General features: G+C 46.9%; 37 protein-coding genes. 29 read left to right on the forward strand and 8 right to left on the reverse strand.

Features of this window, described 5'->3' with window-relative positions; translation table 11 throughout:
* Window positions 1-199 precede the first annotated feature (199 nt).
* The 18 genes from LKX84_RS04440 (at window position 200) to LKX84_RS04515 (ending at window position 6,573) form a co-directional block, all read left to right on the forward strand.
* Window positions 200-859 carry a DUF3164 family protein gene (locus LKX84_RS04440; RefSeq protein WP_228235903.1) on the forward strand — a complete coding sequence of 220 codons (660 nt, stop codon included), beginning with the start codon at window positions 200-202 and terminating at the stop codon, window positions 857-859.
* A 1-nt stretch (window position 860) separates the two neighbouring features.
* Window positions 861-1,148 carry a hypothetical protein gene (locus LKX84_RS04445; RefSeq protein WP_228235904.1) on the forward strand — a complete coding sequence of 96 codons (288 nt, stop codon included), beginning with the start codon at window positions 861-863 and terminating at the stop codon, window positions 1,146-1,148.
* Entirely contained in the window at window positions 1,138-1,302 is a 165-nt protein-coding gene (locus tag LKX84_RS04450; RefSeq protein WP_228235905.1) for a hypothetical protein, read from the forward strand. The genes LKX84_RS04445 and LKX84_RS04450 overlap by 11 nt, the downstream gene beginning before the upstream one ends.
* Window positions 1,295-1,456 (forward strand): hypothetical protein, encoded by a 162-nt coding sequence (locus LKX84_RS04455; protein ID WP_228235906.1) that lies wholly within the window; start codon window positions 1,295-1,297, stop codon window positions 1,454-1,456. The genes LKX84_RS04450 and LKX84_RS04455 overlap by 8 nt, the downstream gene beginning before the upstream one ends.
* A 137-nt stretch (window positions 1,457-1,593) precedes the next feature.
* Window positions 1,594-1,731: a hypothetical protein gene (locus LKX84_RS04460; protein WP_228235907.1), complete on the forward strand. Its 138-nt coding sequence runs from the start codon at window positions 1,594-1,596 to the stop codon at window positions 1,729-1,731.
* A gap of 182 nt (window positions 1,732-1,913) precedes the next feature.
* Window positions 1,914-2,363 (forward strand): hypothetical protein, encoded by a 450-nt coding sequence (locus LKX84_RS04465; RefSeq protein ID WP_228235908.1) that lies wholly within the window; start codon window positions 1,914-1,916, stop codon window positions 2,361-2,363.
* A 7-nt stretch (window positions 2,364-2,370) separates the two neighbouring features.
* Window positions 2,371-2,514: a hypothetical protein gene (locus tag LKX84_RS04470; RefSeq protein ID WP_228235909.1), complete on the forward strand. Its 144-nt coding sequence runs from the start codon at window positions 2,371-2,373 to the stop codon at window positions 2,512-2,514.
* A 3-nt stretch (window positions 2,515-2,517) separates the two neighbouring features.
* A complete protein-coding gene (locus LKX84_RS04475) occupies window positions 2,518-2,961 on the forward strand; it encodes a hypothetical protein (RefSeq protein ID WP_228235910.1) in 444 nt (147 codons plus the stop codon).
* A complete protein-coding gene (locus tag LKX84_RS17935; RefSeq protein WP_262909062.1) occupies window positions 2,958-3,092 on the forward strand; it encodes a hypothetical protein in 135 nt (44 codons plus the stop codon). Before LKX84_RS04475 ends, LKX84_RS17935 begins: the two co-directional genes overlap by 4 nt.
* The gene (locus LKX84_RS17940; RefSeq protein ID WP_262909063.1) at window positions 3,089-3,223 is read left to right on the forward strand and encodes a hypothetical protein; all 135 of its coding nucleotides are present in this window, start codon (window positions 3,089-3,091) and stop codon (window positions 3,221-3,223) included. The genes LKX84_RS17935 and LKX84_RS17940 overlap by 4 nt, the downstream gene beginning before the upstream one ends.
* Window positions 3,223-3,402 carry a hypothetical protein gene (locus LKX84_RS04480; RefSeq protein WP_228235911.1) on the forward strand — a complete coding sequence of 60 codons (180 nt, stop codon included), beginning with the start codon at window positions 3,223-3,225 and terminating at the stop codon, window positions 3,400-3,402. The genes LKX84_RS17940 and LKX84_RS04480 overlap by 1 nt, the downstream gene beginning before the upstream one ends.
* On the forward strand, window positions 3,399-3,728 hold the full coding sequence (locus tag LKX84_RS04485; RefSeq protein WP_228235912.1) for a hypothetical protein: 330 nt from the start codon (window positions 3,399-3,401) through the stop codon (window positions 3,726-3,728). The genes LKX84_RS04480 and LKX84_RS04485 overlap by 4 nt, the downstream gene beginning before the upstream one ends.
* Window positions 3,710-4,033, forward strand: coding sequence for a hypothetical protein (locus LKX84_RS04490; protein WP_228235913.1), 324 nt, complete (start codon window positions 3,710-3,712; stop codon window positions 4,031-4,033). The genes LKX84_RS04485 and LKX84_RS04490 overlap by 19 nt, the downstream gene beginning before the upstream one ends.
* 204 nt (window positions 4,034-4,237) lie before the next feature.
* Entirely contained in the window at window positions 4,238-4,753 is a 516-nt protein-coding gene (locus LKX84_RS04495) for a hypothetical protein (protein WP_228235914.1), read from the forward strand.
* 173 nt (window positions 4,754-4,926) lie between these two features.
* The gene (locus LKX84_RS04500) at window positions 4,927-5,286 is read left to right on the forward strand and encodes a hypothetical protein (RefSeq protein WP_228235915.1); all 360 of its coding nucleotides are present in this window, start codon (window positions 4,927-4,929) and stop codon (window positions 5,284-5,286) included.
* Window positions 5,287-5,477: 191 nt separating this feature from the next.
* Window positions 5,478-5,669, forward strand: a complete 192-nt coding sequence (locus LKX84_RS04505) for a hypothetical protein (protein ID WP_228235916.1) — start codon at window positions 5,478-5,480, stop codon at window positions 5,667-5,669.
* 73 nt (window positions 5,670-5,742) lie between these two features.
* Window positions 5,743-6,177 carry a tetratricopeptide repeat protein gene (locus LKX84_RS04510; protein WP_228235917.1) on the forward strand — a complete coding sequence of 145 codons (435 nt, stop codon included), beginning with the start codon at window positions 5,743-5,745 and terminating at the stop codon, window positions 6,175-6,177.
* Window positions 6,178-6,186: 9 nt separating this feature from the next.
* On the forward strand, window positions 6,187-6,573 hold the full coding sequence (locus tag LKX84_RS04515) for a hypothetical protein (RefSeq protein WP_228235918.1): 387 nt from the start codon (window positions 6,187-6,189) through the stop codon (window positions 6,571-6,573).
* 257 nt (window positions 6,574-6,830) lie between these two features.
* On the opposite strand, the gene LKX84_RS04520 is transcribed toward LKX84_RS04515, so the two are convergent.
* Genes LKX84_RS04520 through LKX84_RS04555 form a run of 8 tightly spaced genes read right to left on the reverse strand, consistent with a single transcriptional unit; the run spans window position 6,831 to window position 12,729 of the window.
* Entirely contained in the window at window positions 6,831-7,385 is a 555-nt protein-coding gene (locus LKX84_RS04520; protein ID WP_228235919.1) for a hypothetical protein, read from the reverse strand.
* The gene (locus LKX84_RS04525; RefSeq protein ID WP_228235920.1) at window positions 7,385-7,903 is read right to left on the reverse strand and encodes a phage virion morphogenesis protein; all 519 of its coding nucleotides are present in this window, start codon (window positions 7,901-7,903) and stop codon (window positions 7,385-7,387) included. The genes LKX84_RS04520 and LKX84_RS04525 overlap by 1 nt, the downstream gene beginning before the upstream one ends.
* Complete coding sequence (locus LKX84_RS04530) at window positions 7,887-8,693, reverse strand: phage minor head protein (protein ID WP_228235921.1); 807 nt, start codon at window positions 8,691-8,693, stop codon at window positions 7,887-7,889. The genes LKX84_RS04525 and LKX84_RS04530 overlap by 17 nt, the downstream gene beginning before the upstream one ends.
* An 8-nt stretch (window positions 8,694-8,701) precedes the next feature.
* Complete coding sequence (locus LKX84_RS04535; RefSeq protein ID WP_228235922.1) at window positions 8,702-9,985, reverse strand: DUF935 family protein; 1,284 nt, start codon at window positions 9,983-9,985, stop codon at window positions 8,702-8,704.
* Between the two features lie 10 nt (window positions 9,986-9,995).
* Entirely contained in the window at window positions 9,996-10,433 is a 438-nt protein-coding gene (locus tag LKX84_RS04540; RefSeq protein ID WP_228235923.1) for a phage protein Gp36 family protein, read from the reverse strand.
* Window positions 10,433-11,950 carry a hypothetical protein gene (locus tag LKX84_RS04545; protein WP_228235924.1) on the reverse strand — a complete coding sequence of 506 codons (1,518 nt, stop codon included), beginning with the start codon at window positions 11,948-11,950 and terminating at the stop codon, window positions 10,433-10,435. The genes LKX84_RS04540 and LKX84_RS04545 overlap by 1 nt, the downstream gene beginning before the upstream one ends.
* On the reverse strand, window positions 11,947-12,234 hold the full coding sequence (locus LKX84_RS04550) for a hypothetical protein (protein ID WP_228235925.1): 288 nt from the start codon (window positions 12,232-12,234) through the stop codon (window positions 11,947-11,949). The genes LKX84_RS04545 and LKX84_RS04550 overlap by 4 nt, the downstream gene beginning before the upstream one ends.
* A complete protein-coding gene (locus LKX84_RS04555; protein ID WP_228235926.1) occupies window positions 12,235-12,729 on the reverse strand; it encodes a DUF1804 family protein in 495 nt (164 codons plus the stop codon). It abuts the gene before it with no gap.
* 147 nt (window positions 12,730-12,876) lie between these two features.
* Here LKX84_RS04555 and LKX84_RS04560 point away from each other — a divergent pair, with 147 nt between their 5' ends.
* The 11 genes from LKX84_RS04560 to LKX84_RS04610 all read left to right on the forward strand — a co-directional run bounded on the left by LKX84_RS04560 (window position 12,877) and on the right by LKX84_RS04610 (window position 21,288).
* Window positions 12,877-14,058: a Clp protease ClpP gene (locus LKX84_RS04560; protein ID WP_228235927.1), complete on the forward strand. Its 1,182-nt coding sequence runs from the start codon at window positions 12,877-12,879 to the stop codon at window positions 14,056-14,058.
* Window positions 14,059-14,140: 82 nt separating this feature from the next.
* Window positions 14,141-15,118: a hypothetical protein gene (locus LKX84_RS04565; RefSeq protein ID WP_228235928.1), complete on the forward strand. Its 978-nt coding sequence runs from the start codon at window positions 14,141-14,143 to the stop codon at window positions 15,116-15,118.
* 66 nt (window positions 15,119-15,184) lie between these two features.
* Window positions 15,185-15,610 (forward strand): TIGR02594 family protein, encoded by a 426-nt coding sequence (locus LKX84_RS04570; RefSeq protein ID WP_228235929.1) that lies wholly within the window; start codon window positions 15,185-15,187, stop codon window positions 15,608-15,610.
* Complete coding sequence (locus LKX84_RS04575) at window positions 15,604-15,915, forward strand: hypothetical protein (protein ID WP_228235930.1); 312 nt, start codon at window positions 15,604-15,606, stop codon at window positions 15,913-15,915. Before LKX84_RS04570 ends, LKX84_RS04575 begins: the two co-directional genes overlap by 7 nt.
* Window positions 15,916-15,928: 13 nt before the next feature.
* A complete protein-coding gene (locus tag LKX84_RS04580; protein WP_228235931.1) occupies window positions 15,929-16,303 on the forward strand; it encodes a hypothetical protein in 375 nt (124 codons plus the stop codon).
* An 11-nt stretch (window positions 16,304-16,314) separates the two neighbouring features.
* Entirely contained in the window at window positions 16,315-17,532 is a 1,218-nt protein-coding gene (locus LKX84_RS04585; RefSeq protein ID WP_228235932.1) for a DUF2586 family protein, read from the forward strand.
* Window positions 17,533-17,964 carry a hypothetical protein gene (locus LKX84_RS04590; RefSeq protein WP_228235933.1) on the forward strand — a complete coding sequence of 144 codons (432 nt, stop codon included), beginning with the start codon at window positions 17,533-17,535 and terminating at the stop codon, window positions 17,962-17,964. It abuts the gene before it with no gap.
* Window positions 17,965-17,981: 17 nt separating this feature from the next.
* Window positions 17,982-18,329 (forward strand): hypothetical protein, encoded by a 348-nt coding sequence (locus LKX84_RS04595; protein ID WP_228235934.1) that lies wholly within the window; start codon window positions 17,982-17,984, stop codon window positions 18,327-18,329.
* Between the two features lie 50 nt (window positions 18,330-18,379).
* The gene (locus LKX84_RS04600) at window positions 18,380-18,559 is read left to right on the forward strand and encodes a hypothetical protein (protein WP_228235935.1); all 180 of its coding nucleotides are present in this window, start codon (window positions 18,380-18,382) and stop codon (window positions 18,557-18,559) included.
* Window positions 18,560-20,650 carry a phage tail tape measure protein gene (locus LKX84_RS04605; RefSeq protein ID WP_228235936.1) on the forward strand — a complete coding sequence of 697 codons (2,091 nt, stop codon included), beginning with the start codon at window positions 18,560-18,562 and terminating at the stop codon, window positions 20,648-20,650.
* Window positions 20,650-21,288, forward strand: coding sequence for a DUF6046 domain-containing protein (locus tag LKX84_RS04610; RefSeq protein WP_228235937.1), 639 nt, complete (start codon window positions 20,650-20,652; stop codon window positions 21,286-21,288). Before LKX84_RS04605 ends, LKX84_RS04610 begins: the two co-directional genes overlap by 1 nt.
* Window positions 21,289-21,298: the final 10 nt, after the last annotated feature.

Genomic DNA, 21,298 nt, shown 5'->3' on the forward strand with positions numbered 1-21,298 from the left:
CCAAGAACTTCGTCAACAACTTCGTGGGCGAATTGCCGCAAGGCGTGAGTGAGTACTACAAGAGATTAACCCAATTAGTATATCCAGATGAAAACGGAACACAGAAATGAACCCTTTCCAGAGTTGGGCATTAGCAGGGAGGCCCTGATGGAAATCGAAGTCATAGACCCTGAAACAGTAGAACCCTAAAATGAGAACAATGAGTGAAAAAACAGCACCCGTAAGGTCAATCGAGGATATGACCCCGGATGAGATCGAACAGTATTTGGCCAAAAAGAGAAAAGCCGAAAAAGCAGCAGCAGAAAAGGAACGCAAGGCTTATGAAGCGGAAACCGATTATCGTGTGAACACCATTTTTGCACTGGTGGAACAGGCGCATGATTTCCTTTCGAGCCTCCACAAGACCTGCCATGTCGAAATGGTGAAACAGGAAGAACAACTGGCCAAGTATGGCAAAATCAACAAATCCAGCAAAGGCGGATTCAGTATCGACAATTCCGATAAGTCCCTTCGCATCACCCGGACAAGGGCCACCAAGCCCTATTGGGACGAACGCAGCAAAAAGGGCGTGGAGATATTGAAGGAATTCTTGTCAACGACCGCCAAGAAACGTGACCTGAAGCTTTACAAAATGCTTATGGGGTTTTTGGAAAGGAATAAGGCCGGGGAACTGGAATATAGCCGTGTAATGGAACTTATTAAGAATGAAGGTGAATTCAATGAGCCTGAATGGGTGGAAGGTATCAGATTGCTAAAAGAGGGCTACAGCAACTACTTTGAGGGCTATGGTTACCAGTTCAAGAAAAAGAACGCTTCCGGGAAGTGGGAAACTGTATTGTTGAACTTTAGCGGACTGTAGGATGGGTGTTAAACTTTCAAAACGGGATCAAAAGATACTTGAATACCAAAGCAAAATCCTTGGTCAAATAGATGACATATTCAACAATCCTGAAAGTGAAAACTATGTAGGCTTGGAAGAGTTGTCCGAAGGTGAGAACATGACATTTTTCCTTCATGCAATGGCTAACTGTGCGCCTAACCTGATTTATCAAAATTTCACAGGTGAATCAACCGACAATCTTGGCTTCAACCATCTGGCTAATCGCTTGTGTGTGCAATACGCAATTAAGGAAGGTGATGGCAATTGAGATAACACGGACAGCGGAGGACAAGATTTGGATCAATGGAAAAATCGTTGTCCGGGACATGAACAACCATTGGGTATCACAGTCGGAACTGATGCCCATGGAGGAAGCGAAACTAAGGGATTACCTGAATGAAAACGGACTTATCCATGAGTGAACACAATCAACAGATCGCCAACAATCCCAAATTCCTGAAAAGACAGGCACAGGAGGCATTGAAGGCGGCAAAGATGCTGGAAAGGCAACACATGGCCAACGGTGCCGTGTGGGTTACTGGCCCCAATAGGAGCCGGGTACTTTCCAAACAGTAAAAGCGAGGGAAATAGCTATAACGGCCTCGGATTTCTTCGGGCAAAAAGCTGTGTTTTGAAGCCCTTTTCACGGCCCTAACGGCTCTGGTTCTCGACAGAGTGAGTATAAACGGAAAAGCGGATAAACGGGGTGCTATTTGGAGACCATATTTGCCCCAAAGCACAGAAAGAATGACAGCCCGGAAAGACGGGCAAAACGGGAAGGTGGCGGAATTGGCAGACGCATCATCGTAGATACTGGCTGGCCCATACAGTTCGGTTGGCAGGAGGCCTAACCATAGAGATGTGGAAATGGGATTTAAAGGTCAATCTGAAGCTAACAGTATCGTGCAGGTTCAAATCCTGCCCTTCCCACATACACTAGGAGGGTTTCCTGTGAGGTTGCGAAAAAGTGGTACAGGATGACGGCCCGGAAAGACGGACATTTTTAAGCAAGTATTAATTAAAATTAAATATCATGGCAAAAATCTATGTCGCAAGTAGTTGGAAGAACCAACACGGGGTTGAAATGTTAACCGCTGAACTTCGGAAAAATGGCCACGAGGTGGTCAGTTGGATTGAAAACAATTTTGGTGAGAACCATAATCATGTTACAAAGAAGTTTGATTTTGAAACTTGGGTCAATTCACCTGAATCGGATCAAAGCTTTGAGTTTGACGTAAATGGTGCGGCCACTTGTAACATCTTTATTTATTACGCACCATCCGGTAAGGATGCCGCTGCGGAATGTGGTATATGTTACGGCCAAAGATTTCATTCCAAAACCATTCCAATGATTGCACTATGGTCAAAGGGTGAAGATTTTGGGTTACTTCGGAAGATGTTCGATTTCTTCTGCGAAAGACACTACGAGGTTGTTCCATTAGTGAAGGAAATTGAAAGTAATTTTCTGAAGACAGCAAAATAGGCCACCCATGAACCACATCAAACGAATCAAGATATTCTTTAAGTACATGGGAAGTACACTGGTGACCATTATAGTGATGTTCATTATCGGCGCATGTTTGGCCATGTTGATAGAGACCATCAGGAACCCCCATATCTGGGATAAATTCTAAGCCATGGAGAACAAGGCGACAAAAGCGCAAAAGCAGTTCATCCACGTCAATGCACCCACACGTGACATCAAAGAGGAATATGTACAGTGGGCCACTGGTGACGTTGAAAAGATAAGCTGCAACGATCTGACCTTTGAACAGGCCAACATGATAATCGAACAGCTGGGCGGAACACCCCACAAGAACGAAGCCTATGGATGGGCCAAGTTTGACAGGAACAACCATCAGCACAAGACCATACTTGCCCTTTGCATGAACTACGGTTGGAAGAAGCGGAACCCAAAAACGGGCCGTGACATTGCCGACTTGGGTTCCCTAGGCAATTGGCTGAAGAACGACCCAAGATGTCCTGTAAGGAAACCATTGGACGAAATGGACACTATTGAAACGAGTAAGATAATATCCGCCTTGGAGAACATGGTGGGCAGTAAATACAAGCAACGATGAACCTATATAAAGTCTGGAACGGCGGCAACGTTGAAATGGTTGTGGCCAATAGCATGAAGGAGGTTTTGGAAACCTTTCCCATGGAACCCACTAAAATTGAAAAGGAGAACCATAAAGTGAAAGTGATATGAAGAAAGCGATCGTATCCATTTGGGTGGTTCTGGCCAGTATAATCACCTCTCCCATTTGGTTGGGAATATTCATTTTTATGGCTGCCGACCTTTTTTCCAATGATTACCATAACTACAAAAAACGACCCTGATGCAAGTAATCCATATCCATCCCTCGCCCATCCCATGGTATCTGTTGATGTGGAGGGAAATGTGTCCGCACGACAACACTGTGATGTACACCATTGAAACCGCCGCCACTTGTGAGACCGTCCAATGTTATTGCGTGGACTGCGACAGCCCCGTGGCCGAAATCACCGACTGCGTATGAAGTACAGGTATAAACTATTGGAATTGATACGCAACAGGGACAATCTGATGCGTTTTCTGGAACTATGTGACATTGAGCCCAAGGAAGCCTATGACAATCCACAAAACTTCCTAAGAATGGACGAAAAGCTGTCATTGTGTGCTGAATTGACCCGGATACAGAAGCGGATAGACGAAATTTTGGATATGCCGCACGGTAAGGTCGATGAAGATTGCGGCGAATTCCCAATATCCATCCCTTCAAAAATGAACGGGGATACTGGAATACGAAGGAAAAAGCAGAAACCCATACCCTACAGCTTCAGCACATGGCACCCATTAAAATAGAACTGAACTTGGAACGGCTTCGACCCATCAACCATTGCCTGTCAAGCTTGACCTATGAGCCGACAAATGAGCGAATGGCCAACGTGAACCGTTCCATCCTTGACCAGTTGGGCAAAAAGCTGCTGAAAAAGCAGATTGATGTGTATCCTAGCCAGAAAACCTTCAAGTTCAAGATGGCCTATTACGAGGCCGATGCACTGGAAAGGTTCATCAGGGATACATCGCCGGACATTGCAGGTCTGGAAGGAATGCACCATCATTCCATGCGGATGGTGGCAGATGAAATAAACCAAAAACTAGCATAGAAATGGAAGAATTAATTGATTTGATCCAGTTTACAAATATCTATATTATCCTTTTGGGATATATGATGGCGGTAGTGTCAATGATATTTTTTACTGTTTGGGTTATCCGTAACGTAGTTTCCCTTTTTAAGGGAATATCAGGTTCAAAACATCCTGTATCACCGAAGGATGATGAATTCGGATCACTCCCAAAGTGTTCTTGTAATGATGTCACGCAATGCGATACATGGTGTCGGGCAAAGGCAAGATTCACCAGAGACCATCAATAGTATGGAACAGTTGACGACATACACCATAAAGGCCAAGAACCGACCCGATGTATGGGTGTTCAAATACCATTTAAACGGCTTTTTGAAGTCGTTTGATGTGTTGGATGGCATCTTGGGCGAACAACAGGTGGTTTGGCTGTTCAGGAAGGGGAATTTCCCCTATCTGGAATCACAGGCAAAGAGTTTCCGGGACAACCCAGACCTAAAACCATACTTCGAGGTGTCCATAGGGTTGCCGGATACCAGTTTTGAAGCTTTTTGGGAGGCTTTCGGGAAGAAACAGAAGCGTATCGACAGCGAAAAGCTGTGGGACAAGATGCCAATTGCCGAACGTATCAAGGCAATGGAAGGAATCAGGAGGTATGACAATTGGTTAAGGTTGCACAACGGCATCGCAAAATGCCTTCCTGATAGTTATTTGAGAAAAAAAAGATGGTTGGATGAATTTTAAAAGAAAAAGGATTATCTGTAAAATATTCGGCCATAAAACGGAATGGGTTATGTGGAAATCTGAAGAAATTCCATACTATAACAAACCAAGAAGTATTCAAGAATTAGTTAGAAGAAAGTGTCGTAGATGCGGTGAATTGATGCCAAAGAATAGATAACCAAATGAGCAAAAAAATGAAATTTTTAACAGTCGATGGGTCTTTGGCAGTGATGGGTCAGATTGAATTTGATCCCAAAGAGTTTTTTGGTCTTCCAATTGGTTCAATGGTAAAGCAGATTGGTGATGGCCGGGAAACCGGAAGTATCAGAACGGATGTATTTAGGGAGCCGTTCAAGTATTGTGGAAGCTTCAAGGCTTCACCGCTTGGGGTAGAAAATGAATTCTTTGCTTTTCAGGTTCCAGATGCCATCTATGAATCAAAGGAACCCCTATATCTGCTATATGGTTCCACTGGATGCGAAGTTGTAAGGGAAACAAAGGGGTATTATCGATTTTTAAAACCACAATTTAAGATACATGAACCTATTTTCTGAACTGACGTATTGCGATTATTGCAAAACTGCCCCAAAGCCAAGAAACCCTGTTTTGTTCGATGGTTTCAGAGATATGGATACAGGGCATTTGGTTTGTTGGAATTGTAGGGAAACCCACTATAAAATGAAAAATCAAAGTGAACACAAGGGCAAACATTCTGAAATGCCCGAACTGATAAGCTAGAATAAAAATGGCCAAGGACAACGAGAACACAAAAAGGAAATACGAAGACATCCGTGCAGCCTACAAGGAATGGACGGAAAAGACATATAAAGGTGTCAGGATTTACACTGATGAACATATTTACCTAAAACTGGAAGAACAGTTCTATCTGAAGCCCAAGACCATCGAGAACATACTTTATTACCGGACAACGTATTAAGGTGCAATTGACCCTGAATTACTAAGCATTGGCCTAGAATTTGATACATTTATCAAAACCAAAACCATATACAATGAAACATTTTATACTCTGTTTCCTGTTCCTGACTGGGGCATTGTCCTATTCACAAACTGCGGACGAATATCTTGAAATGGCATTGAAGCAATACTCAATTAATCCTATGGTGTCAAGTGTTAGGACTAATTTCAATAACGCATTGAAGCTAGAGCCAAAAAACGAGAAAGTACTTTACGAGTTTGCAAAATACGATATTGAAAAAGGGGCTTATTACGAGGCGCAGGATTTACTTACAACCCTTTTGGAGATTGTTGATAATAACCCGGAATATTACTGGCAGCGTGTTCGGGTTTTGGTAAGACGAAACTCATTGAAAAAAGAACTTCTGATGGCTCGTGACGATCTTGAAAAAGCCATTGAATTGGGATTCAATGACACCTTGAAGATTAAAAAGGCCAATGAACTTATCGATGAATATTTAAAACTATAGCATTATTCGATGGATATTGAACAATTCAAGAAATATAGAACTGAAAACAATGTCGTCCATCTTCCTATAAAAATGGATGATGAAGAACTGATTAAACTGGTTCCGAATGAATTGCCCCCTTTACCGAAAATCGATTTTAACATTGACCCTAACTATGTTTTTAGGGAGCATTTTTTAAAACTAGCATTTGAGGCGGAAGAAAGTTTAGTTAAACTGGTATTAAAGGAATATCTGAAAAGGGAACCCGTATTGACGGATGCACAAAGATGTACAAAGATTGAGCATGTGGATTTTCCCGGAAGGTACATTTTAGCATACGATCACGTCCAATTGGGAATGATACGACAGGAAATGAATGGATTTGTGTTCCAAGGTGGGGAAACCACCTTTTATTGAAATTTACTTAACATTACAGAAACCCGCAATGTTCCTTGGATGTTGCGGGTTATTTTTGTCCAAAACTTAAGCCATGGGATATTTGCCAGAAGTGTACAAGGGTCAAAAATACCTCGTTGAAGGGGAGGTGTTCAGGGTCACCAGTGTCAGGGCCACTAATGTCTGTTCTCCCTTTGATTATATCATATCGGTATCCTTCAAGAGCCGGAACCGACATTTTGAGGAAAGGATACAGAATGTGATCGAAAACCCAGATTTTAAGTTGTTGAGGGAATCACGAAGGGCCTTTCTATTTCGACATCTGGGCCACCACCTTGTTCGATTGAGACATCGCCCGGTATCATACCTACAAAGTCTGGCGAGGCACTTGCATCTTCCACCAACATGGTAAATGTCTGTCTGTACAGGTTCCCTGCGCTGCCTGTGTCAACTGGCCCGAACCCGACCCTTTTGCATTCACTGTAATTAATCCCGCTGCTCCCATGCAGAAGGGCATGGATGTCCGTTATGGTGTTCAGGTAGGTCAGGGCACCCTCTTGGTTATATCCTCCGTCGAAGGTGTCCAAAAACGTTTCATAGAAAAAGTACACGTCCAACTGCACTACAATGCGCTGTGCATTTATCCCTAGGTCTTGTGGTTCCCCAAGTATCCTGAAGGCAAGGAATGCCGCAGGGGTCGGGAAAGGATGTTCATCTTCCAAGAACCCCACTTGGTTGTGCCAAAGGTCTATCCATTCAATGGATTGGAGTTGTGCCACGAACAGTTCACATATTTCCTTGTAGAGCAAAGCCCATAATTTCAATTCGTCCATCAGAGTGTTTTAAATCGTTTATCAAGTTCCCGGACAAGCCAATCGTTCAGTTGTTCCATAAAGACCTCACTATGGCCAATGAACTGGCGTTTTGGCATGTTCACGGTTATCTTTTGTTTTTTGGTCAGCGCAAGCCCCTTCCACATTTCCTTGCCAGTGGCCCGGTACATGAACCAAAAGTATTTACGGCTCTTTGCTGTCAAGGGGATCGATATGGTTCCGCCGTTGTTGTGGATTTCGGCATGTGCCTCCCTGCTCCCGAACTCAATCCTTTCCATACTGGAACTGAAGACCTCGATGCTGTTCATCAGAACGGATGACTTTATCAGTATTTTTCTCCCAGGATCAACATCTCCTTTTCTTTCCACCCAAGCTTCATATACGGCATCGGTGAAACCTTGGTCAAGGAAGCTGTCCTGAAAGAAGTTCACCCCGGCCCTACTGGCATACCGGACTGCATCCTTCTTCAGTTTGTCCACCATGGCGCCAAAGTCGGGTATGTCATTTGTCCTTGCCATCCAAATAGTCTTGATAAGCCTTTTTGGCCGCTTTGTCCATTGTGAAATAGGGATGCCCCTTTTCGTTGAACACTACCCCTGTCTTGCCCACATTGCCCTTGAATGCCGGATGGATGTCAACCTTCGGCCTCCTTCCATTGGTATTTTTGTCCGTTGGCCTTGCGCCGCACCTGCACCTATATCCGTTAGGTGGGTAGTTCTCGTCCCAGAACACATCTTCAATGGGCAATATGATGCCCCCAAGCTTTTCGTGTTCCTCCCTTACCCTGTCATCGCCCACTATGATATATTCAAGGTTCGGGAACAGGTCTTTATCGGCCTCGAATTCCGCCCACTGTTTCGCTGCTTGACTGGAACGCTTGACCGTTTGGTGTTCCGACTGTAGATAGGTTCGGTTGAAGGTCTCATGTACCTCCATGACCTTCTTTTCAAACTTGGAGTAACTGACCAGCTTCCCTTCTTCATCCACCAGAAAGCTGTGCATCTGTTCCAACTGCTGGTAGGTCTTGGCCACGGAGAACCGGAAAAGATGGTTTTGAATCTTTATCCCTGTCCCGTCAGTGGTGAACTTGGCCCCGAACCCGGCCTTTGCAGCTGTTTCCAGTTCCTTGTAGGTATTGTCGATAAGACCTTTGTGGAGGTCTGTGGGCTTCAGTTTGTTATCAAAAAGGTCTTTCGCAATCTTGGTTATCATTGCAAGCCATGGCTTCAAATCTATTGCCTCTATGGTCGGTTCGGGGCTGTCATGGCCACACCCCTTGCCACCTGTGTAGAACAGGTCAATGGCCATAGAGGCTTTTACTTTGACGGCGGTTCCTTTCCGGGTTCCTTCGTCGGTTCCGTTGGCGGTGTGGTCTGGTTGTACCCTGTTATCGGGATTCCCGTCTTCTGTGCCACGGCCTCATGGTCTATGGTATATCCGGCCTGTGTCAAGGAAACCACCTTATCGATGTATTCCGAATTTGGCATGTCGTAACTTTCGTCCCATTCCAAACGATGCCCGGAAAGCCCTCCATAGTAGCTGCTCAACCCTATCAACATTGGAATCAGGTGCTTGTTCACGATGGCCTGTGCAAAAAGCTTATCGCTTTCGTGCCTGTCATTGGCCACTTCCGCCAATACCTTCAAGCTTCCATAGGTTCCCGGACTTTCCTTGTGGTCCGTGGTTCCATCCTGTCCCAATACAAGTTTGGAAATCTCACTGTTGATGACACTGATAAGTTCGGAAAAGGTCTTGTGTGCATCGGTCTTGGGCAGTTCCCCAAGGGTTATCTTTTCATTGCCACGCAATACCCCGACATGGTTGCTTATCATCTGAAGGCCCATGGCCAAAAGTTCCTCGGCACGCTCCTGTGTCATGTTGTCCGTGGTGATCCACACACCGGGTATCCCATACTTTTCGATATAGTCCAACCAACTACCCATGGCCAGCTTCTTTGCCAATATCAGCGGGGTCAATTGGTTCAAAAGACCCAAGCTGTTGTCGTCACCTACTTGAAGGTAGTATTTTGAAAGGTTTCCCTCTTTGTATGGCCATCCTGTTTCATCGCCCGGTTCCTTCAGGATGATGCCCTTTCTTGGGTTGGTGTGTTCCATGGGGATAAGGGTCGCCTTTTTGACTTCCAAGAGGTCGTCCAGTTCAAACAGTTCGATGACCTTCGGCCCGGTGAACATCGACCATAGTGCATAGCGCATGAACTGCTCGAACCAAGGGCTTTCAAAAAGCACCTTCAGTTCCTCGTTTTCGTCACCGGATTCGTTCACTATCTTGTATTTGGAGCGCAAGACCCTGTAAATCCTAGTTTCGATGGTGTTGTACGTATGTGCGTCAAGCAATAGGTTTTCGTACAGCTGCGCCAAGAACAACAGGCTGGAATTTTCGGGGTCTGTGGCCACGGCCACGGCATCCTTCCAATCCTTCAGGGTCTTTACCTCGAACGTCTTTGGCTGCCTTTTTATCTCGGTGGGACTTTTCTTGGAACCACCTTTGCGGGAATTGTCGTTCTTGGCCATCTGAATCCTTATCTTGTCCTCTGGAATCCATCCCAAAATCTTATCCTGAAATTTGTCTTTAAAGCTCATTTAAAAGGGGTTAAATGTAGTAATCCGTATTCTTTCTGTTGGCAATGATGGGTTTTACGACCACATCGCCGTTTCCGTCCGTGGGTTTTGGAAGACCGGGCGGCACTTCCTTTCCTGCCTGAATCTTTTCCAAGGTCTTCATCACTTCTTCATACCCTTCCTTGTAGTCGGATGGCACCTTTCTGGCAGCGTTCCTTTTTACAAAAAGGTATATGGCTATGGTGACCACAAAATGGATTATCAGGTAATGTCTTTCAATGCCTTCTGTCCCGAAAATCGCATCCGTGTCAAAACGCCCGCTCAACTTGCTCTTTACCATTTCCACGGCAATGGCCTCCTTTTGTTCCAGTATGGCGATCACGTCATTTTCTTCGCTGTTCCTTTCGGTCAACAGCTGTTTGAGTATCGAAGCCTCAAAATCTTCCTGTTCTAAAAAAATATAGGCCATTAGAATCTTCTTTTTCGTTTGTATTTGCCCACGGTGGGCTTGGTGTTTCCGTTTCCGGTATAGATGTACTTACTGCACTCCGAAATGGCGGACTGGTCGGCATCGGGGCCGTCATCATGGGTCGAATATCCGGGTTCTATCCCGTAAAGCTGCGTCAGTCCCTCCGCTGTGTCCGCATTTGACTTCAGTTTGTCGTTGTAGTAGATGCGCCCGTTCTGGTAATAGGGCTGTAGGGTCAGTATCCTGTCATACTTTTTGGTCTTCGGGGTGTCCACTTCAACAAGGTTAAGATGTAGCCCGAAATCGTTCTCCACTTCCTCTATTGTCCTCCTCACTTCGTCGTTCCAGAACTGCGATTCAAAGCCCCAATGGACTATGACACTTTGGGGCAGGCCCATCTGAAAATCGGCCATCCATTCCAACGGCGCACGCATCTTGCACCTTCGGACAAAGTTTGCCACGTTCCAGAAATTACGGCCATGAAGCCCCCAGACCTTTACCGCATTGAAGTCGCTGGTGGGTGTCCCTGCATAGGCAACGTCCCACCGCCCTATGATGATCTTGAAATGGTTCAGTGACGGCATGCTGCCCCACTGTATCTGGTCTTCCTTGAAAATCTCCCCTTCCACGTGCGGTTCCCCGTTGTATTCGGCCTTTGCCGCCAATATCCCTATTTCCTGCTCGACCTCTTTGTAGTACCATCTTGGATACTTCTGGGGCCAAGCTGGTTCGTATGTTACGGGGTTGTAAGCCTTTACATGGAACACCTTCCAGTCCGGGTGCCTTTCCTGAAGGATGGTCTGTATCATGGTGGGCGCAAACCTGTTGTTCGCATACAGGAACCTTCTGATGGGGCCGTCCATAGTAGGTAGTAAATCTTCCTCGATCCACTTGGCCAGTTTCTTCTGGCGTTTGGTATTGGCGATCGTTGCCTTGGTCTCCAAGTCGTCCACGGTGATAAGGTCGGGACGTTGGTCTTTCACCCTAAGACCCCTGACGGGCTGTCCTGCCCCAAGGGCCTTGCAGATGAATCCGCTTTTAGTGATATAGAACCCGCTTTCCCATTGGCCCGTTCCCTTCTGTTCGCCAAAGTCGTTTATGATCCTGGGATTTCCTTCCCATTCCGCCTTCAGGTCGTCGGCCAGTTCACAGGCCCTATCAAAGCTGGTGGTGACGATGACATGGTAATGGCATTCATCGTTCATCCAGAGCCAGAACGGTTTTATGACATCGTCCCATACGGACTTGGCAAGTCCACGGCCCCATTCATCGAACTGTTTGCCAGTCCTGTGTTTCTTTGTCCAGTTGGCCGATTTTATCTGGAAATCCGAACATTCCGATGTTGCATAGTGTGGAAAATAATATTCCACGCAAAACTTGACATCCTTCTTTGCACGTTCTATCCGGGCCTGCTTTTCGTCCTTGGATTCATCGGGATTGATGGCGGCACCGGAAGACCTGACAAATTCAAGCTTCTTCCTGTATTTTTCAACTGCTATTTTGTCAGCCTTGGTCATGCGGCCTTTTCGGTTTTACTCTCCATGAAGCGTTCGGAATGACCCTTTATCGGTGTCTTGGACAGTTTATGGGTCACAGTGTTCAACTTGAAGTTGTAGTAAAGGTTCTCCACGAACATTAGGTGTTTTGGCCTTTTTTCGGTCGCCCTGAACTTGATGGGCTGCCCTACCTGAACCCCTGCCCCCCGTTTGAGGTAAAAGGCACCGATACGGAGCCTTAATTTGTCCTTGGTCTCTTTTTTTCTTGCAAAGGCAAGCCAAATAAGTAATAGTTGTACGGGCATTTATCCTAGTTTAAGTGAAATATCTGTGAGGTGTTCCTCTTGGAAGTCCAACAAGTCCATGTACAGTTTGGGGCTATGGTTCCTGACGGCCTCGAAAATCTGTTCCATGACCTGTATGTACGTGGCCAACGAAACCTTGTTTTCCTTGGCGATGGCCTCAAATTGTTTGTTCCATTTACTGGCGGCATCGGTGACCCTGTTCAGTTCGGTCTGAAGCTGAAGGAACTTGTCGGTATTGTTCTGGTTTCTGGCCAGTTCCATTTCCGATTCTATACGAAGGGCCTTTTCCGCAAGGTCGCTTATAAGCTTGCGTAGGTTTTCCTCCTGTGTGCGCCTTCCGATGAAGCGGGCCTCACGTTCCTGTTTCCATCCGAACCGGGTCACCCAATTGCTGATGGTCTTTTCCTGTACATTGACGAGTTTGGCGATGTCCTTCTGGCTCTTACCGCTCATGTACAGCTGCTTTGCTGTTGCTCTTTCGCTTGTTTTTCCCATAGTGATGGTACAAAATTGTACTATTTATCCATGCTCTTTGAATGCATTTTTTAAAATAGAATCGTACAGACACTATGACAGTTTGTATATGACACTATGACAGAATCACTATTTTTTGCACTTTGATTTTTCACGCACATTTGCTGCATGAACGTCACAAAAAGCATGGTTATCATAGGTGCTGGTTCGACAAAGGTCGTCCCACTGAAAGTACGTGTGGAGGCTAAGGGAACCGAAGCCCTTATCATTATAACCGGACATATTTCCGAATGGTCGAAGGCCAGCAGCGGTGCCATCCTGAAGGACATAAAGATGGCAAAGGATGCCGGGGCCACCAAGGCCAAGATATATGTGAACACACAGGGCGGTAACGTTATCGAGGCCAATGAGATATTGAACCTAATCGAGGACAACTTCGACAATATAACGGTGCAATGCGGGGCTTTGTGCGCTTCCGCAGGAACCATCTTCCCTGCCAAGTACAAGGCCACCGGAAAACCGAATTCCCAATTTATGATACACAAACCATCAATGTACGTTGGTGGCAATGAATCGGAAATCGAATCGAGCCTTAAGCTGCTCAAAAACCTTACTGCCGAGTACAAGGCGATGTATGCCAAAAAGTTCGGAAAGACCGAGGAAGAAATCGAGGCACTTTGGGAAAAGGGAGATTATTGGATGAACGCCAAGGAAGCCCTTAAAATGGGTCTTATAGATGAAATCGAGGGCAACGAGGAAAAAATCGATGCCGAAACCAGATTGCAGCTAGTGGCCTGTGGTGCACCGAACATCCCAGACCTGCCCACATCCGGGCAACAACAACCACAAAATCAAAATCAAAATCAAATACCACGTATGGAGTTATCAGTATTAGCAGTACAGTTGGGGCTACCATCTACTGCAACGCAAGAACAGGTGGACGCCAAACTGAAGGAACTTCAGGGAAAGGCTGCTAAAGCGGATGCCTTGCAAAAGGCCGCCGAAGACAAGGAAAAAGCGGAAAAGGAAGGGAAGATAAAGGCCCTTTTGGATCAGGCTGAAAAGGACAAGAAAATCGAGCCTACCATGCGCAGCAACTACGAGGCCATCGGTGAGAACAACTTGGAGCAGTTGGAGGCCATCCTTAAGAACTCCAAGCCCATTGAAGCTGTATCCAACCAATTGAACACTGGCGGCAAAGGAGGTTCCAACCCCACAGGCGAAGACCGCAGCAAGTGGACGTATCAGGATTATCAGGAAAAAGCCCCTGAAGCCCTTATCGAAATGAACGAAAAGGAACCTGAAAAGTTTTCAGCACTTGTAAATGCCCACTACAAGGAAGACCAATAAAAACCAATACATAAACAGAAACGTCCCAAATCCTGATCAGGGCTTGACCCCAAGGAGCATTAAAAACAAAACAGATTCACTAATGAAAGCAAAAACAATCTTAAGGTCGATTATGGCATTGATTGCCATCGTGGTCACTGCGTTCGCATACTCACATGACACACCGGAAGTATCCGTTGCCATGGCAGTTGCCATGAACGAACTGGCGGAAAAGGAACTTATCAAGCATTTTAGGCACAAGGGAACTTGGTTGGAGCGTGTGCCGTCCAAGAACAAGTGGGTAAACAACGATGTCATCAAGTTGACCGAGATCGGTGCCGACCCAGCGGTATTGATAAATAACAATACCTACCCTATTCCGGTAAGTAGCAGAACGGACGACAGTGTTGCCATTTCCCTGTACAAATACGATACCGAGAATACCAAGATCACCGATGATGAAGTGTATGCCCTTCCATACGATAAGCCCGGAAGTGTGCAGGAACAGCACCGTGAGACCTTGGAGGAAGTAACGGAGGATCATGCCCTGCACTCCTTGGCCCCTGCCGGAAACACTGCCAATACTCCCATCATAGAGACTACCGGGGAGGATGACGGAACCGGAAGGAAGAGACTTATCACCAAAGACCTTATCAACTACAAAAAGACCTTGGATGACCTGAAGATACCAAAGAAAGGAAGGGTTCTGGTATTGAGTTCTCAACACGTCGCAGACCTTCTTATCGAGGACAAGGCTCTTCAAGTGCAGTATCAAAATCATAAAGAGGGTTCGATTTCGGAAAATTACTATGGATTTGAGATTTACGAAAGTCTTTATAGTCCAGTATATGATGGCACTTTGGATAAGATTGCCTTTTCCAGCGTGACACCCGGAAGACAGGCATCTGTACTTTTCCATGTCAAAGCAACCGGAAAGGCAAGGGGAACCGTGAAAAGGTATTTAGCGGAATCCAGTGGAGACCCGCAGAACCGTGAGACCGTTGTAGGTTTCAGGCTCTACTTCATCGCAATCCCATTGCGTGCCAAGGGGCAGGGTGCCATTGTTTCAGGAACCGTATAATAATATTATAAAAGGGCGGGCCAGCACCCTTTTGCAAAAAACGGTGCGGCCTGCAACCCCAAGGGGATGAAAAAAGAGATAATCGACATAGCACTGGATGAGTTCGGCACACGGGAGATCGTTGGCCAACAGGACAACCCAGAGGTACTGAAGTACTTCGATGGAACCGGGTTCGACGGAAGGACACTTAAGGATGAGACCGCATGGTGTGCGGCCTTTGTGAATTGGGTGCTTCAGAAGGCAGGGTTTCAGGGTTCCGGCAAACTCAATGCCCGTAGCTTTTTGGAAGTCGGGGAGGCCACGGAAAGCCCTGAAAAAGGTGACATCGTGGTGCTTTGGAGGAACAGCCCGGATGATTGGCGTGGCCATGTCGGTTTTTATGTCAGGGAATCCCAGGATCATATCTATGTCCTTGGTGGGAACCAAGGCAATGAGGTGAGTATCAAAAAATATCCGAAATCAAGGTTGTTGCAATACCGAATGCCATGTTGAACTGGAAGAACATAGTGGAGAACACCATTTATATCGCCCTTATCATAGCCGGGATGACCATCAACAACAAGGTGACCATATCGGAGTTCGAGGGAATGGTGCAATCCGCCATCCAAAAGGAAACCACAAAGATTGAGAACACCTTCCAGACGGAGATCAAAAAACTGAAGTCAAGGGACGGTGGAACCATCGACCTGAAGGTGAACCCGGAAATCGACAACAAGGCCCAGACCATTGTAACGAAGGATTCAGTCCCGGAAAAAGAAGGGTTTTTTAAACGCCTGTTCGGCAAGAAAAAAAAGTAAAAATCATACCACGATGAAAAAACAAGAATTGGACAAAATCGCAAGTGACACTTTCAAGTCATTTCCAGATGCGGAAAAATGTTTTGTGACCACTGATGGTCAGGCATTTTTGAGCAACAACGCCGCCAGCCTGCACAAGAACACCAATAAGAAGGCCAAAGACCTGAAGGTGGTGGAATATTCCAATCCGTCCATCGGTGAAAAGCAGGAGGGCGGCAAAGGCGGTTCCAATACCGAAGTGGAATTCCCATTGACCGAAAAGGCGGTAAAGGCCATGAAGCTGACCGACTTGCAGAAGATGGCCGAAGACCTCAAAATCGACATCAAGGAATTGGACACCAAGGCCAAGATTGCCGATGCGATCAATGAACTGAAATCAAAATCTTAAACAGGGTCTAAATGGGATTTAAAGGCGCAACGGTCAGCAGGCTACAAGGTGGTCTGGGCCGTACAAACCCTACAAATGACGGGGTATGTTTACTGGTAATCGGCGGTGCCGTTGCTGCTACTGGACTGGCATTGAAAACGGCAATGGAGTTCCTGACAGTTGAGAACGCCGAGGCCGTGGGCATAGACCCATCCTATGACGATACCAATTCTATCTTGGCACACCACCATATCGATGAATTCTTCAGGCTGTCACCGAACGGGAACCTTTTTGTGGTTCTTGATGACGACACCTTGACCAACACTGAACTTAAGGACATCCTTAAGGCCAACAGCCGTATCAAAATGGTCGGCTTTGTCAGGAACAATGCCGTGGCCATCGTGGACTTCCCTGCGTACATGGCCCAAAAACAGGCCATCGTGGACGAACTTAGGGCGGAGAACCGAAACGTGAGTTCCATACTTGTGGAGGGCAATGTCTTTGATGATGAGACCTTGGTCGCCGCTTATCCCGATAACAGGACGGAGGAAGTTGACAATGTCAGCGTTGTGATAGCGCAAGACCCTGTCATCGCCGCCCTGAAGGTCGCTTATACAAACTATGCGGCCATTGGAACCGCATTGGGCGCACTTTCCGTGCGTGGGGTGCATGAGAACTTGGGTTCCGTTGACATAGAGAACAAGCCAAGCCCGTACAAGGGCAATAGGGACTATCCTTTGACGGATACCGCCCGTGGCCGTTGGTTAAGTGCCAACCTTCAGAACGGAAACCCGTTCAGTGGCCTTTCCGCTACGGAGATACAGGCCCTGAACGACAAGGCTTACATCTTTGTGGGCAACTACAATGGATATGCCGGACTTTTCTTCAGTGATTCACATACTGCCACTGAAGCTGCAAGCGACTATGGCCGCATCGAACTGAACCGTATTTGGGACAAGGGTGCCGATTTGGTGAGAACCACGCTGCTGCCCCGTGTCAAGTCCAATTTGGGTACAAACCCGGACACTGGTGCGATTTCAGCCGTGGAGGCTGCGGAACTTCAAAGATTGGCCCTTGATGCATTGACCACCATGGTCACAGCTGGGGAGTTGAGCGGTGCGGATGTCTATATCGACCCCTCACAGGTTCTGGCCAATGATGATCCTTTGAAGGTCAAGATTCAACTTGTAGTGAACAATATCATCCACGAAATCGATGTGGAACTAGGTCTGACCAAAAAACTATCATAGATGAACAACACTAGGATCATAAACCACTTTGGAAAGGTTGCCGGATGGAATTCAACCACCGTAAGATTGCTTGGGCGTGATGTTATCGGCATTACGGAACTCATGTACAATGACAATCAGGAGATAGAGGGCGTAAAGGGCGCAGGTGCATTTGATGTCGGCGTTGGTGAAGGGAACTATCAGGCCACGGCCTCGATAACCTTGACGCAGGAGGAACGCCTTGCACTGCTGAATTCATTGCCTCCGGGCATCAGAATCCAACAGATCGATGCATTCCCCATCATTGTGGCCTATGACTACAATGGAACCATCTACACGGACGTGATCCGTGCCTGTAGGTTCAAGAACAACGGGGTGGAGGTCAAACAGGGCGATAAGTCCATTGCATTCAAGTTTGAACTGTACACGCCTGCAATTGACTGGAACGTATAACAAATCATAAAACAACCATGGCAGAGAAAAAAAGGAAGTTCAAGGAAATCACCAAAGAGGATATTTCCGGATGGAAAAAGACCAAGGGAAAGCTGAAGGAAGTAAGCATTCCCTTGGATGATGAAGACATTGATGGCGAATGCGCAAGGTTCGTCATCTGCAAACCAACCAAAAACCTGCTCCCGGCAATCACGGAATATGGTAAACAAGAAAACATCGATGCCCTTAATAATTTGCTTATTACCAACTGTGTGTTGGGCGGGGATATGGACTATCTCGATTCCGATGTTGATGTTTACCTAGCGGTTATCGAGGAAGTGGGAAAGCTTATGCAAGCAAGGCGGGTGACCTCAAAAACCTTATAGACCGCTTTGCGCTAGAGGTCAATGACGACGACCATGGCAGCGAGCAATGGGTGGAACAGGTAAACGCCATCATCAGAAGGTACTATAACCTTGACCCAGACAAGCTGTCCGACGAGCAATGGGCCAGAATCTATAACGAATTCCTGTATACCGAAGAAATACGATTGACAAACCTTAAAAACGTCTTCACGGCGGCTTTGACCAAAGTCCTGAACGAAGCATTTGGATAGATGAGTACCACCACCACATCATGGGTTCTGGAACTGATAGACAAGGTAAGTGCGCCTTTGAGGTCTATCCAAAAATCAGGTACGTCAACGTATGACACCATCGACAAGATAAACGACCGCATCAAGGTACTTGATACTAGGTCATCACAACTATCCAAAAACTTAAAGCGGATGACCGTTGCCGCAGGTGCCATCGCACTTTTGGGAGCGGGTGCCGTACAGTTCGAGGACGGTATGGCCCGTGCCAATACCATGGCACAGGTGGGCGAACGCCAATTGGCGGGGTACACCTCCCAGATAAAGGAGATCGCCACGGTCGTACCCATTGCCAAACAGCAACTTTCGGAAGGTCTTTACAATACCATAAGTGCCGGGGTTCCCAAGGACAATTGGATCACTTTTCTTAGGGACAGTTCCAAGGCCGCCATTGCCGGAAATGCGGACTTGGGATTGGTAGTCGATGCCACGGCATCATCAATCAAGGCCTATGGCGATTCTTGGGAAAATGCCTCACTGGTTCAGGACAGGTTCCAGAAGACCGTTGAATTGGGGCAGATACCATCATTGCAGGCATTGGCCACGGCGTTGCCAAGGGTGACGGCCGTAGGTGCGAAGCTGAAGGTGAGCCAACAGGAACTTTTGGGTGTGTTCGCCACGGCTTCCGGTGTGATGGGTGCGCCCGCAGAGGTGGCCACACAGTTCAGTGCGGTGCTTTCGGCATTGTTGAAGCCCGGTTCGGAGGCCATAGAAATGGCCAAGAACTTGGGCATTGCATTTGACGCCAAGAGCATTGGGCGGGCAGGTGGTCTTCAGAACTACATCAACCAGCTTATGCCCCGCATTCAGGCATTCGCCGATAAGACCGGAACCACACAGGAGGAAATCATCGGGAAGCTTTTCGGGAGCCAAGAGGCCATTAAACTGGTCATAGGTCTTGGCGGGGAACTGGCGCAGTCTTGGACTACCAATACTGCCCAGATCGGAAATGCGGCCGGGTCTGTTCAGAAGGCCTTTGAGATAATGAAAAAGACAACAAAGTCGCAAATGATCCTGATGAAGAATGCATGGAGCAATGTGGTAGGCTCCATTTTTACCATTCTTGCCCCTTTTATAAAGCTTATTTCACAGGCAACCGGGGAGGTCGCCCAATGGATCGTGAGGTTCATGGAGGCCAACCCTGTTTTTTCCAGATTCGTGGTCATCGGTGCCGGGTCAATATTCATTTTGACAGGATTGTTGACGGCCATAACCTTGGTCAGTGTCAGGCTCAACCTGATGCACATGAAACTGCTTCGTGCCGCATTGTCGTCCAACGTGTTCACATCGAGCATGGCCAAGGCGACCTTGGCGATCTGGAACTTTGTCAGGGCAGGTGCAAGACAATTGGTGCTTTTGGCCGGACAGGCGACCGGATACCTTCTTTCGGGTGCCTACCTGTTGGGTTCGTTCATTGTCGGACTGATAAGTGCCACAGCTGCACAATGGGGATTGAACGTGGCCATGAACGCCAACCCGATAGGGCTTATCGTTCTGGGCATTGCGGCGGTCATAGCCATCATCGTGGTGATGGTGAAGTATTGGGACAATATCAAGGCTGCCATCGCCAAGTTTACGGCATGGGCCGTCAAGAACAATCCCTTTGAGTGGCTGGTCACTATTATCGACAAGGTCTTTCCGGGATTCAGGGAAAAGATTGAAAGGTTGAAGGAATGGGTAAAGAACCTATTGCTTGGCGTGTGGGAGAGCATCAAGAAGGTATGGCAGAGCATTAAGGAATTCTTTGGCTTTGGCGATGACAGCACCGAGGTAGAGATAAAGGTCACCAATAAGACAAACCCGGAGGACATCGATGTACCGAACCCAACGGCCACCGTGACCAATTTGGGCAATGGCGGTGCAGACCCGTCCAATGAACAGCCAGTGGTGAGCGGCGACGGAAAAGGGGCAAAGATACTCACCATGAACCTTGACATCGTGAACAACTTCAATCTAAGTCCCGGAAACTGGAAGGGCAAGGTTGATGAGTTGGCCGATGAGATAGTGGGCAGGATAAATGACCGTCTTCGTGACGGTGCAATAGCGTTGAACTGATGAAACAGTATGATGTTGCCACGCTCTTTGAAATAGCTTTCGGAATAAAGAACTACGCTCTTTACCGACCTGAAGGTGTTGGCACCCCACCAAATCCGCCCGGATTCAATTTCAGTGGGATAAAGGTGCTTGAAGATGTCCAAGAGGCTTCCCGGTTGAGTTACATGGGAACTCCCATTGTGTTTCCTATCAAGTTTCGTGGCGGAAACTATAATACGTACAAAGTAACAGGTGAAATTGAAAGATTTCCGATTGAGGACTTTGAACTACCTGCCGCCACCTTGGTCAACTTTAGGAGGGCCAAGATTTTAAGTACCACCAATGCCTTGGCCAATAGCGGAACAGTGAAGGAAATGTATGGATTCGATGATTGGACGGTTGACATCCGTGGCCTATGTCTTCGTGATCCTGGGCATCCTACTGCAAAGACAGCCTACGAACAACATGAAAAGCTTCTGGATTTTGAAAAAATAGCGGACAGCGTGGTAGTTGTGGGCGACTTGTTTGCAAGCAAGAACATCCACCACTTGGTCATCAAGGAAATCGACTTCAAACAGGTTCAGGGCAAGCCGGGTGTGATACCATTTTATTTAAGATGTGTAAGTGATAGTTCAACCGAATTAATTGGGGCATTATAATGATTCTAGC

Origin of the sequence: Allomuricauda sp. M10, assembly GCF_020782875.1 — a bacterium.
Classification (GTDB): Bacteria; Bacteroidota; Bacteroidia; order Flavobacteriales; family Flavobacteriaceae; genus Flagellimonas.

Bases quoted from the DNA above. Each gene is read 5' to 3' on its own strand.
- LKX84_RS04440 (WP_228235903.1), top strand. From the start codon at position 200: ATGAGTGAAAAAACAGCACCCGTAAGGTCAATCGAGGATATGACCCCG.
- LKX84_RS04445 (WP_228235904.1), top strand. From the start codon at position 861: ATGGGTGTTAAACTTTCAAAACGGGATCAAAAGATACTTGAATACCAA.
- LKX84_RS04450 (WP_228235905.1), top strand. From the start codon at position 1,138: ATGGCAATTGAGATAACACGGACAGCGGAGGACAAGATTTGGATCAAT.
- LKX84_RS04455 (WP_228235906.1), top strand. From the start codon at position 1,295: ATGAGTGAACACAATCAACAGATCGCCAACAATCCCAAATTCCTGAAA.
- LKX84_RS04465 (WP_228235908.1), top strand. From the start codon at position 1,914: ATGGCAAAAATCTATGTCGCAAGTAGTTGGAAGAACCAACACGGGGTT.
- LKX84_RS04470 (WP_228235909.1), top strand. From the start codon at position 2,371: ATGAACCACATCAAACGAATCAAGATATTCTTTAAGTACATGGGAAGT.
- LKX84_RS04475 (WP_228235910.1), top strand. From the start codon at position 2,518: ATGGAGAACAAGGCGACAAAAGCGCAAAAGCAGTTCATCCACGTCAAT.
- LKX84_RS17935 (WP_262909062.1), top strand. From the start codon at position 2,958: ATGAACCTATATAAAGTCTGGAACGGCGGCAACGTTGAAATGGTTGTG.
- LKX84_RS17940 (WP_262909063.1), top strand. From the start codon at position 3,089: ATGAAGAAAGCGATCGTATCCATTTGGGTGGTTCTGGCCAGTATAATC.
- LKX84_RS04480 (WP_228235911.1), top strand. From the start codon at position 3,223: ATGCAAGTAATCCATATCCATCCCTCGCCCATCCCATGGTATCTGTTG.
- LKX84_RS04485 (WP_228235912.1), top strand. From the start codon at position 3,399: ATGAAGTACAGGTATAAACTATTGGAATTGATACGCAACAGGGACAAT.
- LKX84_RS04490 (WP_228235913.1), top strand. From the start codon at position 3,710: ATGGCACCCATTAAAATAGAACTGAACTTGGAACGGCTTCGACCCATC.
- LKX84_RS04495 (WP_228235914.1), top strand. From the start codon at position 4,238: ATGATGTCACGCAATGCGATACATGGTGTCGGGCAAAGGCAAGATTCA.
- LKX84_RS04500 (WP_228235915.1), top strand. From the start codon at position 4,927: ATGAAATTTTTAACAGTCGATGGGTCTTTGGCAGTGATGGGTCAGATT.
- LKX84_RS04505 (WP_228235916.1), top strand. From the start codon at position 5,478: ATGGCCAAGGACAACGAGAACACAAAAAGGAAATACGAAGACATCCGT.
- LKX84_RS04510 (WP_228235917.1), top strand. From the start codon at position 5,743: ATGAAACATTTTATACTCTGTTTCCTGTTCCTGACTGGGGCATTGTCC.
- LKX84_RS04515 (WP_228235918.1), top strand. From the start codon at position 6,187: ATGGATATTGAACAATTCAAGAAATATAGAACTGAAAACAATGTCGTC.
- LKX84_RS04520 (WP_228235919.1), bottom strand. From the start codon at position 7,385: ATGGACGAATTGAAATTATGGGCTTTGCTCTACAAGGAAATATGTGAA.
- LKX84_RS04525 (WP_228235920.1), bottom strand. From the start codon at position 7,903: ATGGCAAGGACAAATGACATACCCGACTTTGGCGCCATGGTGGACAAA.
- LKX84_RS04530 (WP_228235921.1), bottom strand. From the start codon at position 8,693: ATGGCCATTGACCTGTTCTACACAGGTGGCAAGGGGTGTGGCCATGAC.
- LKX84_RS04535 (WP_228235922.1), bottom strand. From the start codon at position 9,985: ATGAGCTTTAAAGACAAATTTCAGGATAAGATTTTGGGATGGATTCCA.
- LKX84_RS04540 (WP_228235923.1), bottom strand. From the start codon at position 10,433: ATGGCCTATATTTTTTTAGAACAGGAAGATTTTGAGGCTTCGATACTC.
- LKX84_RS04545 (WP_228235924.1), bottom strand. From the start codon at position 11,950: ATGACCAAGGCTGACAAAATAGCAGTTGAAAAATACAGGAAGAAGCTT.
- LKX84_RS04550 (WP_228235925.1), bottom strand. From the start codon at position 12,234: ATGCCCGTACAACTATTACTTATTTGGCTTGCCTTTGCAAGAAAAAAA.
- LKX84_RS04555 (WP_228235926.1), bottom strand. From the start codon at position 12,729: ATGGGAAAAACAAGCGAAAGAGCAACAGCAAAGCAGCTGTACATGAGC.
- LKX84_RS04560 (WP_228235927.1), top strand. From the start codon at position 12,877: ATGAACGTCACAAAAAGCATGGTTATCATAGGTGCTGGTTCGACAAAG.
- LKX84_RS04565 (WP_228235928.1), top strand. From the start codon at position 14,141: ATGAAAGCAAAAACAATCTTAAGGTCGATTATGGCATTGATTGCCATC.
- LKX84_RS04570 (WP_228235929.1), top strand. From the start codon at position 15,185: ATGAAAAAAGAGATAATCGACATAGCACTGGATGAGTTCGGCACACGG.
- LKX84_RS04575 (WP_228235930.1), top strand. From the start codon at position 15,604: ATGTTGAACTGGAAGAACATAGTGGAGAACACCATTTATATCGCCCTT.
- LKX84_RS04580 (WP_228235931.1), top strand. From the start codon at position 15,929: ATGAAAAAACAAGAATTGGACAAAATCGCAAGTGACACTTTCAAGTCA.
- LKX84_RS04585 (WP_228235932.1), top strand. From the start codon at position 16,315: ATGGGATTTAAAGGCGCAACGGTCAGCAGGCTACAAGGTGGTCTGGGC.
- LKX84_RS04590 (WP_228235933.1), top strand. From the start codon at position 17,533: ATGAACAACACTAGGATCATAAACCACTTTGGAAAGGTTGCCGGATGG.
- LKX84_RS04595 (WP_228235934.1), top strand. From the start codon at position 17,982: ATGGCAGAGAAAAAAAGGAAGTTCAAGGAAATCACCAAAGAGGATATT.
- LKX84_RS04605 (WP_228235936.1), top strand. From the start codon at position 18,560: ATGAGTACCACCACCACATCATGGGTTCTGGAACTGATAGACAAGGTA.
- LKX84_RS04610 (WP_228235937.1), top strand. From the start codon at position 20,650: ATGAAACAGTATGATGTTGCCACGCTCTTTGAAATAGCTTTCGGAATA.